The 14,657-nt window shown below is 40.1% G+C and carries 15 protein-coding genes and 1 pseudogene; 12 read left to right on the forward strand and 4 right to left on the reverse strand.

All coding sequences use genetic code 11. The annotated features are described in order from the left end of the window. Window positions 1–33: 33 nt before the first annotated feature. Window positions 34–210 (reverse strand): hypothetical protein, encoded by a 177-nt coding sequence (locus HMPREF9010_RS26375; protein ID WP_004326214.1) that lies wholly within the window; start codon window positions 208–210, stop codon window positions 34–36. Window positions 211–350: 140 nt separating this feature from the next. Beyond that, the gene (locus tag HMPREF9010_RS07840; protein WP_004299328.1) at window positions 351–797 is read right to left on the reverse strand and encodes a MarR family winged helix-turn-helix transcriptional regulator; all 447 of its coding nucleotides are present in this window, start codon (window positions 795–797) and stop codon (window positions 351–353) included. A gap of 160 nt (window positions 798–957) precedes the next feature. Here HMPREF9010_RS07840 and rpsF point away from each other — a divergent pair, with 160 nt between their 5' ends. The 8 genes from rpsF (at window position 958) to HMPREF9010_RS07800 (ending at window position 8,591) form a co-directional block, all read left to right on the forward strand. After that, complete coding sequence (gene rpsF / locus HMPREF9010_RS07835; RefSeq protein ID WP_004306610.1) at window positions 958–1,302, forward strand: 30S ribosomal protein S6; 345 nt, start codon at window positions 958–960, stop codon at window positions 1,300–1,302. A gap of 2 nt (window positions 1,303–1,304) precedes the next feature. After that, window positions 1,305–1,577, forward strand: coding sequence for a 30S ribosomal protein S18 (rpsR, locus tag HMPREF9010_RS07830; protein WP_002562536.1), 273 nt, complete (start codon window positions 1,305–1,307; stop codon window positions 1,575–1,577). A 14-nt stretch (window positions 1,578–1,591) separates the two neighbouring features. Further along, window positions 1,592–2,035, forward strand: coding sequence for a 50S ribosomal protein L9 (gene rplI / locus HMPREF9010_RS07825; protein ID WP_004299330.1), 444 nt, complete (start codon window positions 1,592–1,594; stop codon window positions 2,033–2,035). A gap of 81 nt (window positions 2,036–2,116) precedes the next feature. Then, complete coding sequence (locus HMPREF9010_RS07820) at window positions 2,117–3,781, forward strand: DUF6377 domain-containing protein (RefSeq protein ID WP_004326213.1); 1,665 nt, start codon at window positions 2,117–2,119, stop codon at window positions 3,779–3,781. A 238-nt stretch (window positions 3,782–4,019) separates the two neighbouring features. Beyond that, on the forward strand, window positions 4,020–5,132 hold the full coding sequence (locus HMPREF9010_RS07815; RefSeq protein WP_008650135.1) for a Gfo/Idh/MocA family protein: 1,113 nt from the start codon (window positions 4,020–4,022) through the stop codon (window positions 5,130–5,132). Window positions 5,133–5,144: 12 nt separating this feature from the next. After that, window positions 5,145–6,632: a Gfo/Idh/MocA family oxidoreductase gene (locus tag HMPREF9010_RS07810; RefSeq protein ID WP_004306613.1), complete on the forward strand. Its 1,488-nt coding sequence runs from the start codon at window positions 5,145–5,147 to the stop codon at window positions 6,630–6,632. Window positions 6,633–6,670: 38 nt separating this feature from the next. Next, window positions 6,671–7,537: a DUF1080 domain-containing protein gene (locus tag HMPREF9010_RS07805; RefSeq protein ID WP_004299334.1), complete on the forward strand. Its 867-nt coding sequence runs from the start codon at window positions 6,671–6,673 to the stop codon at window positions 7,535–7,537. A gap of 145 nt (window positions 7,538–7,682) precedes the next feature. Continuing rightward, the gene (locus tag HMPREF9010_RS07800; protein WP_004299335.1) at window positions 7,683–8,591 is read left to right on the forward strand and encodes a sugar phosphate isomerase/epimerase family protein; all 909 of its coding nucleotides are present in this window, start codon (window positions 7,683–7,685) and stop codon (window positions 8,589–8,591) included. Between the two features lie 88 nt (window positions 8,592–8,679). On the opposite strand, the gene HMPREF9010_RS07795 is transcribed toward HMPREF9010_RS07800, so the two are convergent. Further along, window positions 8,680–8,901, reverse strand: a complete 222-nt coding sequence (locus HMPREF9010_RS07795; RefSeq protein WP_004306615.1) for a hypothetical protein — start codon at window positions 8,899–8,901, stop codon at window positions 8,680–8,682. 159 nt (window positions 8,902–9,060) lie between these two features. Beyond that, window positions 9,061–10,734 carry a long-chain fatty acid--CoA ligase gene (locus HMPREF9010_RS07790; protein WP_008650138.1) on the reverse strand — a complete coding sequence of 558 codons (1,674 nt, stop codon included), beginning with the start codon at window positions 10,732–10,734 and terminating at the stop codon, window positions 9,061–9,063. A 110-nt stretch (window positions 10,735–10,844) separates the two neighbouring features. Here HMPREF9010_RS07790 and mtaB point away from each other — a divergent pair, with 110 nt between their 5' ends. The 4 genes and pseudogenes from mtaB to HMPREF9010_RS07770 all read left to right on the forward strand — a co-directional run bounded on the left by mtaB (window position 10,845) and on the right by HMPREF9010_RS07770 (window position 14,651). Beyond that, a complete protein-coding gene (gene mtaB, locus HMPREF9010_RS07785) occupies window positions 10,845–12,164 on the forward strand; it encodes a tRNA (N(6)-L-threonylcarbamoyladenosine(37)-C(2))-methylthiotransferase MtaB (protein ID WP_008641021.1) in 1,320 nt (439 codons plus the stop codon). Between the two features lie 2 nt (window positions 12,165–12,166). Then, the gene (locus HMPREF9010_RS07780) at window positions 12,167–13,090 is read left to right on the forward strand and encodes a lysophospholipid acyltransferase family protein (protein WP_008641027.1); all 924 of its coding nucleotides are present in this window, start codon (window positions 12,167–12,169) and stop codon (window positions 13,088–13,090) included. Then, a pseudogene (locus HMPREF9010_RS07775) lies at window positions 13,090–14,143 on the forward strand (glycosyltransferase family 2 protein). Before HMPREF9010_RS07780 ends, HMPREF9010_RS07775 begins: the two are co-directional and overlap by 1 nt. Further along, the gene (locus HMPREF9010_RS07770) at window positions 14,127–14,651 is read left to right on the forward strand and encodes a methylglyoxal synthase (protein ID WP_004306620.1); all 525 of its coding nucleotides are present in this window, start codon (window positions 14,127–14,129) and stop codon (window positions 14,649–14,651) included. The pseudogene HMPREF9010_RS07775 and the gene HMPREF9010_RS07770 overlap by 17 nt, the downstream one beginning before the upstream one ends. Window positions 14,652–14,657 lie beyond the last annotated feature (6 nt).

Consider the following 14,657-nt stretch of genomic DNA (forward strand, 5'->3'; position numbering starts at 1 on the left):
GTTCGTTCGGATTTTTTATTGATTTTTGCGAAATTAATCAGCGATCTTCTTATTAATAACAATATAAGAAATGAGTCCCAGTACTACAAGTACTACAGAAGTACCCAGAATGGCGTTGTTATTTACATTACCTGTAAATGAACAACCCAACAGGATGACTACTCCGGCCAAGATTAATATCAATCCTAAGTTCTTTAATAAGCCTTTCATGCGTGTGTATTTTAATAGATTATAATATTCCAGTCACAAATTAAAGCATAATTCTTTAACGGGCGAAATTATTTGGATAAAAATTCCATTATAAATGCACGATTTAGTGGATTTTATGATTTTAAGATCTGTTCTTCTGCTTAATCTTTCGTATTATAGAATACCTTTTTCAGTACCTCCTGCCCAATGCTCAATTCGTCGAGGGTGATGCCATGAAGAGCCTCTTTCAGAGTCTGGCCGGCAATGACGCGCGCTTTTTCTTCCAGTTCTTTTCCGTCTTTAGTCAGGTGGATCAAATTGGTACGGCGGTCTTTTTTATCGGAAATGCGCACAACGAGATGCTGCCGTTCCATATTGTCTATCAAGCGGGTCATGCTGGGTTTGTCTTTAAAAGTTGCATTACACAACTCTTGTTGTGTAACACCGTCTTTTTCCCACAAAAAGATGAGTACCGTCCATTGCTCCGGACTGATTTCCAGCCCGTTCTGACGGAAGTTACGGTACAGCTTACGGTTGATTGCCGCGGAAACTTTGCCATTTAATATGGCGAATATAAGCCGGATATCGAAATTAAATTGCTCTATCATGAAATTATTGTTTAAACAACTTTGCAAAGGTAAGTCACTTCCCGGATAAATCCTATCTTCGGATACAAAAAAAGATTAAATATTTGTAGTTCAAAATAAAATGTCTAACTTTGCACCCGCATTTAAAATCAAATAATTTATTTATTTAATTAAACGAAGTATGAATCAATACGAAACCGTTTTCATTTTAACTCCCGTTTTGTCTGATGTTCAGATGAAGGAAGCGGTAGAAAAATTCAAAGGTGTTCTTCAAGCTGAAGGTGCTGAGATTATCAATGAAGAAAACTGGGGACTGAAGAAATTGGCTTACCCAATTCAGAAGAAGTCTACAGGTTTTTACCAACTGATTGAGTTCAATGCAGATCCTACTGTAATTGACAAGCTGGAACTTAATTTCCGTCGTGATGAACGCGTAATCCGTTTCTTGACTTTCAAGATGGATAAGTATGCTGCTGAATACGCTGCAAAAAGAAGAAGTGTTAAATCAAACAAAAAGGAGGATTAATCATGGCACAACAAGTTCAATCAGAAATCAGATATTTGACTCCGCCGTCAGTAGATGTTAAGAAGAAAAAATACTGCCGTTTCAAAAAGAGTGGTATTAGGTATATCGACTACAAAGATCCTGAATTCTTGAAGAAATTCTTGAATGAACAAGGAAAAATCCTTCCGCGTCGTATTACAGGTACTTCTTTGAAGTTCCAACGTCGTATCGCGCAGGCTGTGAAGAGAGCTCGTCACTTGGCATTGCTGCCTTATGTAACTGACATGATGAAATAAGAAGGAGGAAAAGTATGGAAATTATATTGAAAGAAGACGTAGTAAACTTGGGTTATAAGAACGATATCGTAAACGTGAAATCCGGATACGGTCGTAATTATCTGATCCCGACTGGAAAAGCTGTCATCGCTTCTCCTTCTGCAAAGAAAATGTTGGCTGAAGAATTGAAACAGCGCGCTCACAAACTTGAGAAAATCAAGAAAGATGCTGAGGCTATGGCTGCTAAGTTGGAAGGCGTTTCTTTGACTATTGCAACTAAAGTTAGCTCAACCGGTACTATCTTCGGTTCTGTTGGTAACATCCAGATCGCTGAGGCTTTGTCTAAGCTAGGTCATGAAGTTGACAGAAAGATCATCGTTGTAAAAGACGCTGTGAAAGAAGTTGGTAGCTATAAGGCTATTGTTAAGCTTCACAAGGAAGTTTCGGTAGAAATTCCTTTCGAAGTAGTTGCTGAATAAGAGCAAATTTACTTCATATACAAAAAGCGATTTGTTCTGAATGGATGAATCGCTTTTTTTGTTATCTTTGCTATTATTATTATGAAATTCAACTGTTGTTTTCTGAAGAAGAGGTTTTTGCTTCTGCTGATTGCTTTGGGAATTGGCAGTGTTCTTTATGCGAATGATGAGTTGAAATTATTGACGGATTCTTTGCGTAGAGTGATAGATGAAAAGCATGTCTTTGTTAAAGAGAAAGAGGATCGGATAAACCGGATAAAATGTATGTTGAAAAGTCCTGGTTTGACTCTTGAAGGAGAATATAGAATCAATCTACGGTTATATAACGAATATAAAAAATTTCATATTGATTCCGCTATTCATTATGTTGATCGCAATATTGAGATTTCCCGTCAGTTGAATAGACCTTATTTCACCAACCAGTCGTCTTTACATCTTAGTCTTTTATATTCGATGTGTGGCAGGTTCCGTGAAGCGGAGATTATTTTGAAAAGTATAAAGACTTCAGAACTTCCCAGAGATTTATTAATAAACTATTATCAAACTTATTCCAGTTTCTGGGGGCATTATTCTATTTCTGTTGCCAACAATCTGTATGGAAAGCAACAATCTGCTTATCAGGATTCACTGTTTGCTCTCATAGATCACACTTCTTGGGATTACCGGATGTCACAAGCTTCTTATTATATCTGGCGTGATACCTTAAAATCGAAGGAAATTTTTAAAGAATTGTTGGATATTGAGGAGGTGGGAACGCCTAATTATGCCATGATTACTCATTCGTATTCCAGGTTATGCCACCATCAGAAGAAATATGATGAGGAAAAAAAATATCTGATATTGTCGGCGATTGCCGATACACGGAATGCAACGCGTGAAAATGCCTCTCTTCAATCTCTTGCGTTGATACAATACGAAGAAAAGAATCTAGCCGATGCTTTTAAGTTTACACAATCCGCTATTGATGATGTAATTTCTTCTGGTATTCATTTCCGCGCAATTGAAATCTATAAATTTAATTCTATTATCAACACTGCCTATCAGGCGGAACAGGCTAAATCAAGATCGCATCTGACTACTTTTCTTATTTCTACAAGCGTTATCCTTTTCCTTTTGATTCTGCTCGTTGTTTTTATCTATATTCAGATGAAGAAAACGTTGAAAATAAAGCAGGCATTGGCGCAAAGTAATGAAGAACTTCTGCGGCTGAACAATAAACTGAATAATATGAACAGCCAGTTGAATGACACCAATAATCAGTTGTATGAAATTAATGGCATAAAGGAATATTATATAGCCGAATTTTTCGATGTGTGCTTTAGTTATATCCACAAAATGGAGAAATACCAGAATATGCTGTATAAAATAGCTATTAATAAGTACTATGACGAGTTGATTAAGAAGCTGAAGTCGTCTGCGCTTATTGATGAAGAGCTTAGTGCACTGTATGCCCGTTTCGATAAGGTCTTTTTAGGTTTGTATCCTACTTTTGTTTCAGATTTTAATGCTTTATTGAAAGATGAAGAGAAGATTATTTTAAAACCGGATGCTTTATTGAATAGGGAACTTCGTATTTATGCTTTATTACGCTTGGGTATTACGGATAGTGGGAAGATAGCGAACTTCCTCCGGTGCTCTACAAGTACGGTTTATAATTATCGTACGAAGATGAGAAATAAAGCTGCTGTCGACAGAGATGAATTTGAGAACGAAATTATGAAAATTAGTTCAACTCAAGAGACATAATTATCATTTTACTGTTGCCCCCCTTTCCAAATCATCTACATTTTTTGGATATACTTGAAGTGCTAAGTATTTGATTAATAGGATAAAATGCTAATTTAATATCTACATAAAGTAGTGTAAGTCAAATAAGCCGTTATTTATTTGGCTAGATTTGCAATATCAGTTTTTTACTCATCAGCTTGATGGTGAAAATTGATACTTCATCTATTATTTGTACTTAAATTCACTATGTTTTATTATGAACACGCAATCTTCAGTAGACACGAGAATTAAAGTTGGAATTATCGGTTTCGGTAGAATGGGAAGATTCTATTGGGAAGCGATGACAAGAAGTGGGCGATGGAATATTGCTTATATTTGCGATACAGATCCGGAATCACGTCAATTGGCTAAGAAGTTATCTCCTGAATCTCTTATAGTAGAAGATAATCAAAAAGTTTTTGAGGATGAAAGTGTACAGGTAGTCGGTCTTTTCACTTTGGCCGACTCGCGGATGGAACAAATAGAAAAAGCTATTTGCTACGGCAAGCACATTATTTCAGAAAAACCTATTGCAGATACCATGGAAAATGAGTGGAAGGTCGTGGAAATGACAGAAAATGCCAACCTCATTTCTGCGGTAAACTTGTATCTGCGGAATTCCTGGTACCATAATCTAATGAAAGAGTATATCGAGCAAGGAGAAATCGGAGAATTGGCTATTATCCGTATTTGCCACATGACTCCCGGTTTGGCGCCGGGCGAAGGTCATGAGTATGAGGGGCCGGCTTTCCATGATTGTGGAATGCACTATGTCGATATTACCCGTTGGTATGCAGGCTGTGATTATAGAACATGGAATGCTCAGGGAGTGAATATGTGGAATTATAAAGATCCTTGGTGGGTACAATGTCATGGAACTTTCCAAAATGGCGTAGTCTTCGATATTACTCAGGGTTTTGTTTATGGACAATTATCTAAAGACCAGACACATAATTCGTATGTGGATATTATAGGTACAAAAGGAGTTGTGCGTATGACGCATGACTTCAATACTGCTGTTGTCGATCTGCACGGTGTCAATCAGACCATTCGTGTGGAGAAGCCTTTCGGTGGCAAGAATATAGACGTATTGTGCGACCTGTTTGCTGATTCGGTAGAAACCGGAAAGCGCAGTTCCCGCTTACCGTCCATGCGCGATTCGGCCATTGCATCCGAATATGCGTGGACATTCTTGAAAGACACACGCAAACACGATTTGCCCGCTATTGGTAATTTGCGCACTCTGGAGCAAATACGCGAGCGAAGAAGAAACATGAAAAATGGATATGGACTGTTGCATGGCAACCTTCCAAAGATTATTAACCCTTAAATAAATAAAATCATGTCAAACATTTCGAGGAGAAAGTTTCTCAAAACGGGGGCTGCTGCTTTAGCCGGCATTACTATTGCTCCCAGTACTATTTTAGGTATGAGCCACGGGCATATTTCGCCTACTGACAAACTGAATCTTGCAGCCGTGGGTATTGGTGGTATGGGACATGCCAATATTAATCACGTAAAGGGCACTGAAAATATTGTGGCTCTTTGTGATGTGGATTGGAAGTATGCAAAAGGTGTGTTCGACGAATTCCCCAAGGCTAAAAAATACTGGGACTATCGTAAGATGTATGAAGAAATGGGTAAATCTATCGACGGTGTGATTATTGCAACTGCCGATCATACTCATGCTATCATCACTGCTGATGCAATGACAATGGGAAAGCACGTGTACTGTCAGAAGCCGTTGACCCACTCTGTTTATGAATCTCGTTTATTGACAAATTTAGCTGCTTCAACAGGTGTTGTTACTCAGATGGGTAATCAGGGTTCATCGGATGAAGGTACGGATTTGGTATGCGAATGGATTTGGAATGGTGAAATCGGTGATATAACTAAGGTGGAATGTGCGACAGACCGTCCTATTTGGCCGCAAGGATTGAATGTTCCTGAAAAGGTTGATAAAATTCCTAGCACATTGAATTGGGATTTGTTTACAGGTCCTGCTAAAATGAATCCTTACAATGCTATTTATCATCCTTGGAACTGGCGTGGATGGTGGGATTATGGAACAGGTGCATTAGGCGATATGGCTTGCCATATTTTGCATCAGCCGTTTAGAGCATTGAAATTGCAATATCCTACTAAAGTGGAAGGGTCATCTACTTTATTGTTGAATGCTTGTGCTCCGCAGGCACAGCATGTGAAAATGATTTTCCCTGCTCGTGAAAATATGCCGAAAGTAGCTATGCCTGAAGTGGAAGTACATTGGTACGATGGCGGTATGATGCCTGAACGTCCGAAAGGATTCCCGGAAGGAAAACAACTGATGCAGAGTGGTGGTGGTTTGACTATTTTCCACGGAACGAAAGATACTTTGATTTGCGGATGTTATGGACAGAATCCTTGGTTGCTTTCTGGTCGTAAACCAAATGCGCCAAAGGTTTGTCGTCGTGTTCCCAATGCTATGAACGGTGGTCACGAGATGGACTGGGTACGTGCATGTAAAGAAAATAAATCTAACCGTATCATGACTAAGTCTGATTTCTCAGAAGCCGGACCAATGAATGAAATGGTGGCAATGGGTGTATTGGCTATTCGTTTGCAAGCGCTGAATAAGACTCTTGAATGGGATGGAGCTAACATGTGCTTTACGAATATTGGTGATAACGAAACGATCCGTACCGTTATCAAAGACGGATTCAAGATTCATGATGGTCATCCGACATTTGACAAGACATGGACTGATCCGATTAATGCGAAACAGTTTGCTGCTGAATTAGTGAAACATACTTATCGTGACGGCTGGAGACTGCCTGATATGCCGAGATAAATTAGAAATTAAAGATAAAAAATTAAATCGTTATTATCATGAAAAAAGTATTTTATCCATTAGCTTGTTGTTGTCTTGCTGCAGGAGTTTTTGCTTCTTGCGGTGGTCAGAAAAAAGCAAATGCTCAGGAAGAACCGAGCAAAGTTGCATTGTCTTACTCTAAATCATTGAAAGCACCGGAAACTGATAGTTTGAATCTGCCTGTTGACGAAAATGGTTATATCACAATCTTTGATGGTGAAACATTTAACGGATGGCGTGGTTATGGAAAAGACCGTGTTCCTACTAAATGGACAATCGAAGATGGCTGTATCAAATTCAACGGTTCTGGCGGTGGTGAAGCTCAAGACGGTGATGGTGGTGACTTGATCTTTGCTCACAAATTTAAAAACTTCGAGTTGGAATTGGAATGGAAGGTTGCTAAAGGTAGCAATTCAGGTATTCTGTATTTAGCTCAGGAAGTTACTTCTAAAGACAAAGATGGTAATGATGTGCTTGAACCTATTTATATTTCCGCACCTGAATATCAGATCCTGGATAATGCCAATCATCCGGATGCTAAATTGGGTAAAGATAACAATCGTCAGTCGGCTTCTTTGTATGACATGATTCCGGCAGTTCCTCAAAACTCTAAACCGTTTGGCGAATGGAACAAGGCTAAGATTATGGTTTATAAAGGTACAGTGGTTCATGGACAAAACGATGAAAACGTACTTGAATATCATTTGTGGACAAAACAATGGACTGATATGTTGCAGGCAAGTAAGTTCAGCGAAGATAAATGGCCTTTGGCATTTGAATTGCTGAATAACTGTGGTGGCGAAAATCACGAAGGTTTCATCGGTTTGCAAGATCACGGTGATGATGTTTGGTTCCGCAACATCCGCGTGAAGGTTTTGGACTAATCAAATAGTAATAAGAAGGCACGGGTTACACGTATTTCACGTTTTTTTGAATGGCGATTGCCATAGAGTAACCGTGAAGTCTGTGTAATCCGTGCCTGTTTTTTCTATATAAATCTAATAATTGTAATCCCCTGATATCTATTATATGAAAACAAAAATTTATTTATGTGCGTTGGCTGCTCTTTTCATGATTCCACAGGCAATGACGGCACAAACTAAGAAGAAAGCTAAAAAAGAAGTAGCTATTCAACTCTATTCTGTCAGAGATATATTGAATAAGGTAGACAATAAAAATGGTAAGTGTGACCCCACTTATACTGCTCTTCTGAAGAAATTGGCAAACATGGGATATACCGGTGTTGAAGCTGCCAATTATAACAACGGTAAATTTTATGACCGGACTCCCCAACAGTTTAAGAAAGATGTCGAATCGGCAGGATTAAAAGTTTTGTCTTCACATTGTACCAGACAATTGTCCAAAGAAGAATTGGCTTCCGGTGACTTGTCAGAGTCTCTTCAATGGTGGGATCAGTGTATTGCCGATCATAAAGCTGCAGGAATGAAGTACATCGTAGCTCCTTGGATGGATGTTCCAAAAACGCTTAAAGATTTGAATACATATTGCACTTATTTTAATGAGATAGGCAAACGTTGCAAACAACAAGGTTTGTCATTTGGATATCATAATCACGCTCATGAATTTCAGAAAGTAGAAGATAAAGTAATGTATGATTATATGCTGGAACATACGAATCCTGAATATGTCTTCTTCCAGATGGACCTTTATTGGGTAGTTCGCGGACAAAACAGTCCTGTTGATTATTTTAATAAATATCCCGGCCGCTTCAAGATATTCCATGTTAAGGATCACAGAGAGATCGGACAAAGCGGAATGGTAGGTTTTGACGCTATCTTTAAGAATGCAAAAACTGCAGGTGTTAACTATCTCGTTGCTGAAATCGAGGGTTATAGTATGCCGGTAGAAGAGAGTGTGGAAGTGAGCTTGGATTATTTGTTGGACGCTCCTTTTGTGAAGAGTTCATACGCTAAATAGCGTGTGAATTGCTAAAATTGAAGCATAAAAAAAGTCTGTGCATGCTTTTGCATGGCAGACTTTCAATTCTCTCTAAGCTGTTTCTGAATTATTCAGCTACAGTTTCAGTTGCAGTGCTATCAGCATTCAAAGAATCTGCTGCTGCGGCTGCTGCTTGTTCAGCTTCAAGAGCTGCTGCTTCTACTGCTGCGATTGAGTCAGCGATACGGATAGAATCTGCAGTTGCTTTTGCTGCGTCAGCTGCTTTGTTACCACATGATGCGAATGATACTGCTACGATAGCTACGGCCATCAAAACTAATTTTTTCATTTTCTTTGCTTTTTAAAAACGTAATACAATCAATTGCTTTATTAAAACGCTGCAAAGTTATGTACTTTTTCAATATGTTGTTCTCGAAATACCAACTTTTTTTATAATTTTTTTTGTAACTAGCTACTTTTCTCCCTTTTTCGTATGTTTTAGAACATGCTAATCGACAGCAATACTGTTATATAGGTATCTTTTTATGCTTCTTTTGGGAGTTTTTTCAAATTCCGTAGGATAAAGTTGGATTCTGCTGATTTTTTCATAAGCGGCTACATTGCTGTTCAGATTCTTAAGATTTTCATCCATGATTGTTTTCAGGTTATTCGGATTGTTTAATCCGAGAGAATCCAACGCTTCATAATCGGCATAAACGAGTGCTACTAATTTTTTGTTGCGTTCGATAACGAGACTTTCAAGAATGAAAGGCAGGTTATTCAGTTTTGTTTCCAACTCTTCGGGGAAGATGTTCTGTCCGCTTGAACTTAAGATCATGGTCTTGAGGCGTCCCCGGATGAAAATATTTCCGTTGCTGTCCATGGAACCGAGATCACCGGTGCGTAGCCAGCCGTCCTGCGTGAATACTTCCTGCGTTGCTTCCTGATTCTTGTAATAGCCCACCATCACATTCTCTCCCCGAACCTGGATTTCTCCGGTTTCTGCTTCAGGGTTTTCTTTATAGATACGTGCTTCCATTATATCCAGAATCTTTCCGGAAGAGCCTAGTACAAATTCATCCCAAGGGGCATAGCTGATTAGTGGCCCACATTCCGTCATACCGTAACCTATAGTAAAAGGGAATTTAATTTTGTAGAAGAATTCTTCTACTTCCTTGTCCATAGCGGCACCGCCGATAATGATTTCCTTAAACCGGCCTCCCAGTGCATCAATTAGTCTTTTGCGTATCTGGTTGTAGATTTGGGTGTCGAGCAGAGGAATATTGAGTGCCCACTTCATTCCTTTTTTATTAATGAGTGGCTGGATGATATTCTTATATATCTTTTCGATCACTAGCGGGACAGTAATAATAAGGTTGGGTTTCACTTCCTCAAAAGCCTTCATTATAATCTTCGGAGAAGGAGTTTTACCAAGCAGAGTGACATGGGTGCCGACAGCGGTTGCAGTCAGAAAGTCGAACGCACAGCCGTATGCATGAGCGAGTGGGAGGAAAGAGAGTACTTTGTCTCCCTTTTTAAGAAGTTCGGTGCGGATACCGAAAGTGACATTTCCTGCCAGATTGTTCCCTGTCAACATCACTCCTTTACTGAAACCGGTGGTTCCGGAAGTATAGTTTAATAGCATCACTTTATCATTGGATAAAGTGGTATATTGAACATCTTCGCGGGCAAATCCTTTCGGATACAAAGAATGCATTTCTTTATCGGTATTTTTCAGAAACTTCTGTATGGTTTCTCCGTCACGCTGATAAAGACACCGGAAATCGGTCAGTGAGAATACGCCTCGCAGTCCCGTTAGTTTTTCCTCTTCCAGATTGTCCCAAATGCTGTCGCTGGTGAACAGAAATACAGATTCGGAATGATTGACGATATGATGAATATCGTTGGGGGTAAAGTCTTGAAGGATGGGAACAATGATTGCTCCATACGTGATGGTTGCCATATAGGCGATGCACCAGTGAGCGTTGTTTTTGCCGATAACTGAAATCTTATCCCCTCTGCGGAGGCTACAATGTTTGAATAACAGATGTAAACGGGCGATTTTTTCAGCTACCTCCCCATAAGTATATTGGGTATCTTCTCCATAATCTGTGTAACAAGGTAGATCCCAATTTTCACGGAAACTATTTTCGTATAGTTTAATGAAATTCTCTTTAATCATTGCACGTTTTTTAGTGAATTGTGCAAAAATAGGAATAAACTTTCGTATCCAAAAGCGTTTTACTAATAATAATGTGTAACTTTGCAAAGTTAATGTGTTTATAACAGCTTATGATAGATACCACTGTATTTCAAAATAAGACAGCCGTTTATTATACTTTAGGCTGCAAATTAAATTTTTCAGAGACTTCAACTATTGGTAAAATTCTGCGTGAGGCAGGAGTTCGGACTGTGCGTAAAGGAGAGAAAGCTGATATCTGTGTGGTAAATACCTGTTCGGTGACGGAGATGGCGGATAAGAAATGCCGGCAAGCGATTCATCGTCTGGTAAAACAACACCCTGGTGCTTTTGTGGTAGTGACCGGATGTTATGCGCAATTGAAGCCCGGTGATGTGGCAAAGATAGATGGAGTGGACGTAGTGTTGGGAGCGGAACAGAAAGGAGAATTGCTTCAATATCTGGGCGACCTCCAAAAGCATGAAAAAGGAGAAGCTATCACTACGACGACCAAAGATATCCGTTCATTCTCTCCCTCGTGTTCACGGGGAGACCGTACCCGTTTCTTTTTGAAGGTGCAGGATGGATGCGATTACTTTTGTTCTTATTGCACGATTCCTTTTGCCCGGGGACGAAGTCGTAACGGGACTATTGCTTCCATGGTTGAACAGGCCCGTCAAGCGGCTGCCGAGGGAGGAAAAGAAATTGTTCTGACCGGAGTGAATATCGGAGACTTTGGCAAAACAACAGGAGAGAGTTTCTTTGATTTAGTAAAAGCATTGGATCAGGTTGAAGGAATCGAACGTTATCGTATCTCTTCCATAGAACCCAATCTGTTGACTGATGCGATTATTGAGTTTGTGTCTCACTCCCGCAGTTTTATGCCTCATTTTCATATCCCTTTGCAATCCGGTTGTGATGAGGTTTTGCAGCTAATGCGCCGTCGTTATGACACTGCTCTTTTTGCTTCGAAAGTAAGGAAGATAAAAGAGGTGATGCCGGATGCTTTTATCGGAGTGGACGTGATTGTGGGAACCCGTGGAGAAACGCCCGAATACTTTGAACAGGCTTATCAGTTTATTGATGGACTGGATGTGACGCAGTTGCATGTGTTTAGCTATTCCGAACGTCCTGGAACGCAAGCCTTAAAAATAGAATATGTGGTTTCTCCGGAAGAGAAGCATCAGCGTAGTCAACGTCTGTTGACACTATCGGACCAAAAGACACAGGCTTTTTACGCGCGTCATATCGGGCAGGTAATGCCGGTGCTGATAGAAAAATCGAAGACAGGTGTTCCGATGCATGGATTTACGGAGAATTATATCCGTGTAGAGGTGGAAAATGATGATTCACTGGATAATCGGGTGGTTAACGTACGCCTGGGAGACTTTAATGAAGAGAGGACGGCACTTAAAAGTACAATTTTGATATAAGTATGAGATCCAAACTTATCTATTGGCTGGTATATAGTGGAATGTGGTTGTTTTCGGCACTTCCGTTCCGGGTTTTGTATATGCTCTCGGATCTTAATTGTCTGTTGATGTATCGTATTGGGAAATATCGCCGGAGAGTGGTTCGGGGAAACTTGCTTAGATCGTTCCCGGAAAAAACAGATGCGGAGAGATTGCAGATAGAGCGTAAATTTTATCGTTATCTGTCGGATTATATGCTTGAGGATTTGAAATTGTTGCATATGTCTGCCGAAGAGCTTTGTGCAAGAATGACTTATAAGAATACGAAGCAATATCTGGAACTAACTGAAAAGTATGGAGGTATTATAGTAATGATTCCTCATTACGCCAATTATGAGTGGTTAATAGGTATGGGATCAATCATGAAACCGGAAGATGTCCCTGTGCAAGTTTATAAACCATTGAGAGACAAATATCTGGACGAATTATTTAAACGTATTCGTTCTCGTTTCGGGGGATATAATATCCCGAAACATTCTACAGCACGTGAAATTATTAAGTTGAAACGTGATGGGAAAAAGATGGTAGTTGGGCTGATTACCGATCAATGGCCCAGTGGGTATGATAAATACTGGACTACTTTTTTGGGGCAGGAGACGGCTTTCCTGGATGGTGCGGAGCGTATTGCTAAAATGATGAACTTCCCTGTTTTTTATTGTGAGCTTAGTAAGAAGCGTAGAGGGTATTGTGAAGCGGAGTTCAAGTTAATGACGGAAACACCGAAAGAAACAAGAGAAGGAGAAATCACAGAAATGTTTGCCCATAGGTTGGAGCAAACGATTCGCAGGGAACCGGCATACTGGTTATGGTCTCATAAACGCTGGAAATTAACCAAAGAAGAGGCTGATCAGCTGGAACAGGAGGAATTGAATAAGAAGAAAGAATAATGATGAAGGTTTCAGTTGTAATCTTGAATTGGAACGGGTGCGATATGCTTCGTACTTTTCTTCCGTCCGTCGTCCGCTATTCAGAGGGGGAGGGGGTTGAGGTCTGTGTAGCTGACAATGGCTCTACGGACACTTCTGTGAGTTTGCTTCAACAGGAATTTCCTTCTGTCAGAACGATTGTGCTCGACCAAAATTATGGCTTTGCCGATGGATATAATTGGGCATTGCAGCAGGTCGACGCAGAATATGTAGTTCTTTTGAATTCAGATGTCGAGGTGACGGAGCATTGGCTGGAACCAATGATTGCTTATTTGGATGCTCATCCGGAGGTGGCTGCTTGTCAGCCGAAGATACGAAGTCAACGACAAAAAGAATATTTTGAATATGCCGGAGCGGCTGGTGGCTTTATTGATAAATATGGTTATCCTTTCTGCAGGGGGCGTATAATGGGAGTTGTGGAGAAGGATGAAGGCCAATATGATACGGTGATTCCTGTTTTTTGGGCAACGGGGGCAGCGTTGTTTATCCGGCACACTGATTATGTGAATGTAGGAGGATTGGATGGACGTTTTTTTTGCTCACATGGAAGAAATAGATTTGTGCTGGCGACTTCGTTCGCGGAATCGTGAGATTGTCTGTGTACCTCAAAGTATTGTCTATCATGTAGGAGGAGCTACTCTTAAAAAAGAGAATCCTCGTAAGACTTTTCTTAATTTCCGTAATAATCTTGTCATGCTCTATAAGAATCTTCCACAGAAGGAGTTAAATAAAGTGATGCGTATCCGGGCCTGTCTCGATTATGTGGCAGCGTTTAATTTCTTGTTGCAAGGGCACTGGGACAATGCTCGTGCTGTGATACGTGCGCGGAAAGAGTATAAACAACTATGTCCGTCATTTTCTTTATCCCGTGAAGAGAATATGAGAAAAAAAACTTTGAATCCGATACCTGAACGGACAAAAAGTAGTATCTTGTGGCAGTTTTATGCGAGAGGATGCAAACGGTTCTCTCAATTGTCGGATTTTAAAAGGATAGCAAATGGAATCAAAGGTTAGAAGAGGCATCGGGCTGGTAGCACACGATGCAATGAAAAAAGACCTCATCGAATGGGTGCTATGGAACTCGGAACTGTTGATGGGTAATAAATTCTACTGTACGGGTACTACAGGTACTTTGATATTGGAAGCATTGAAGGAGAAACATCCTGATGAAGAGTGGGATTTTACGATTTTAAAATCAGGTCCGTTAGGTGGTGACCAACAGATGGGGTCACGTATTGTGGATGGGCAGATTGATTATCTCTTTTTCTTCACGGATCCCATGACACTGCAACCGCATGATACGGATGTGAAAGCATTAACCCGTTTGGCCGGTGTAGAAAATATAGTTTTCTGTTGTAACCGTTCTACGGCAGATCATATTATTTCCAGTCCGTTATTTATGGATCCTGATTACGAACGTATTCATCCGGACTATTCCAGTTATACGAAACGTTTCCAGGATAAACCTGTGGTGACGGAGGCTGTAGAATCGGTAAATAGAAGAAAAAAGAAGAGAAAATAAGCCGGT

The sequence above is a fragment of the Bacteroides sp. 3_1_23 genome (assembly GCF_000162555.1).
Classification (GTDB): Bacteria; Bacteroidota; Bacteroidia; order Bacteroidales; family Bacteroidaceae; genus Bacteroides; species Bacteroides ovatus.

Bases quoted from the DNA above. Each gene is read 5' to 3' on its own strand.
- HMPREF9010_RS26375 (WP_004326214.1), bottom strand. From the start codon at position 210: ATGAAAGGCTTATTAAAGAACTTAGGATTGATATTAATCTTGGCCGGA.
- HMPREF9010_RS07840 (WP_004299328.1), bottom strand. From the start codon at position 797: ATGATAGAGCAATTTAATTTCGATATCCGGCTTATATTCGCCATATTA.
- rpsF (WP_004306610.1), top strand. From the start codon at position 958: ATGAATCAATACGAAACCGTTTTCATTTTAACTCCCGTTTTGTCTGAT.
- rpsR (WP_002562536.1), top strand. From the start codon at position 1,305: ATGGCACAACAAGTTCAATCAGAAATCAGATATTTGACTCCGCCGTCA.
- rplI (WP_004299330.1), top strand. From the start codon at position 1,592: ATGGAAATTATATTGAAAGAAGACGTAGTAAACTTGGGTTATAAGAAC.
- HMPREF9010_RS07820 (WP_004326213.1), top strand. From the start codon at position 2,117: ATGAAATTCAACTGTTGTTTTCTGAAGAAGAGGTTTTTGCTTCTGCTG.
- HMPREF9010_RS07815 (WP_008650135.1), top strand. From the start codon at position 4,020: ATGAACACGCAATCTTCAGTAGACACGAGAATTAAAGTTGGAATTATC.
- HMPREF9010_RS07810 (WP_004306613.1), top strand. From the start codon at position 5,145: ATGTCAAACATTTCGAGGAGAAAGTTTCTCAAAACGGGGGCTGCTGCT.
- HMPREF9010_RS07805 (WP_004299334.1), top strand. From the start codon at position 6,671: ATGAAAAAAGTATTTTATCCATTAGCTTGTTGTTGTCTTGCTGCAGGA.
- HMPREF9010_RS07800 (WP_004299335.1), top strand. From the start codon at position 7,683: ATGAAAACAAAAATTTATTTATGTGCGTTGGCTGCTCTTTTCATGATT.
- HMPREF9010_RS07795 (WP_004306615.1), bottom strand. From the start codon at position 8,901: ATGAAAAAATTAGTTTTGATGGCCGTAGCTATCGTAGCAGTATCATTC.
- HMPREF9010_RS07790 (WP_008650138.1), bottom strand. From the start codon at position 10,734: ATGATTAAAGAGAATTTCATTAAACTATACGAAAATAGTTTCCGTGAA.
- mtaB (WP_008641021.1), top strand. From the start codon at position 10,845: ATGATAGATACCACTGTATTTCAAAATAAGACAGCCGTTTATTATACT.
- HMPREF9010_RS07780 (WP_008641027.1), top strand. From the start codon at position 12,167: ATGAGATCCAAACTTATCTATTGGCTGGTATATAGTGGAATGTGGTTG.
- HMPREF9010_RS07770 (WP_004306620.1), top strand. From the start codon at position 14,127: ATGGAATCAAAGGTTAGAAGAGGCATCGGGCTGGTAGCACACGATGCA.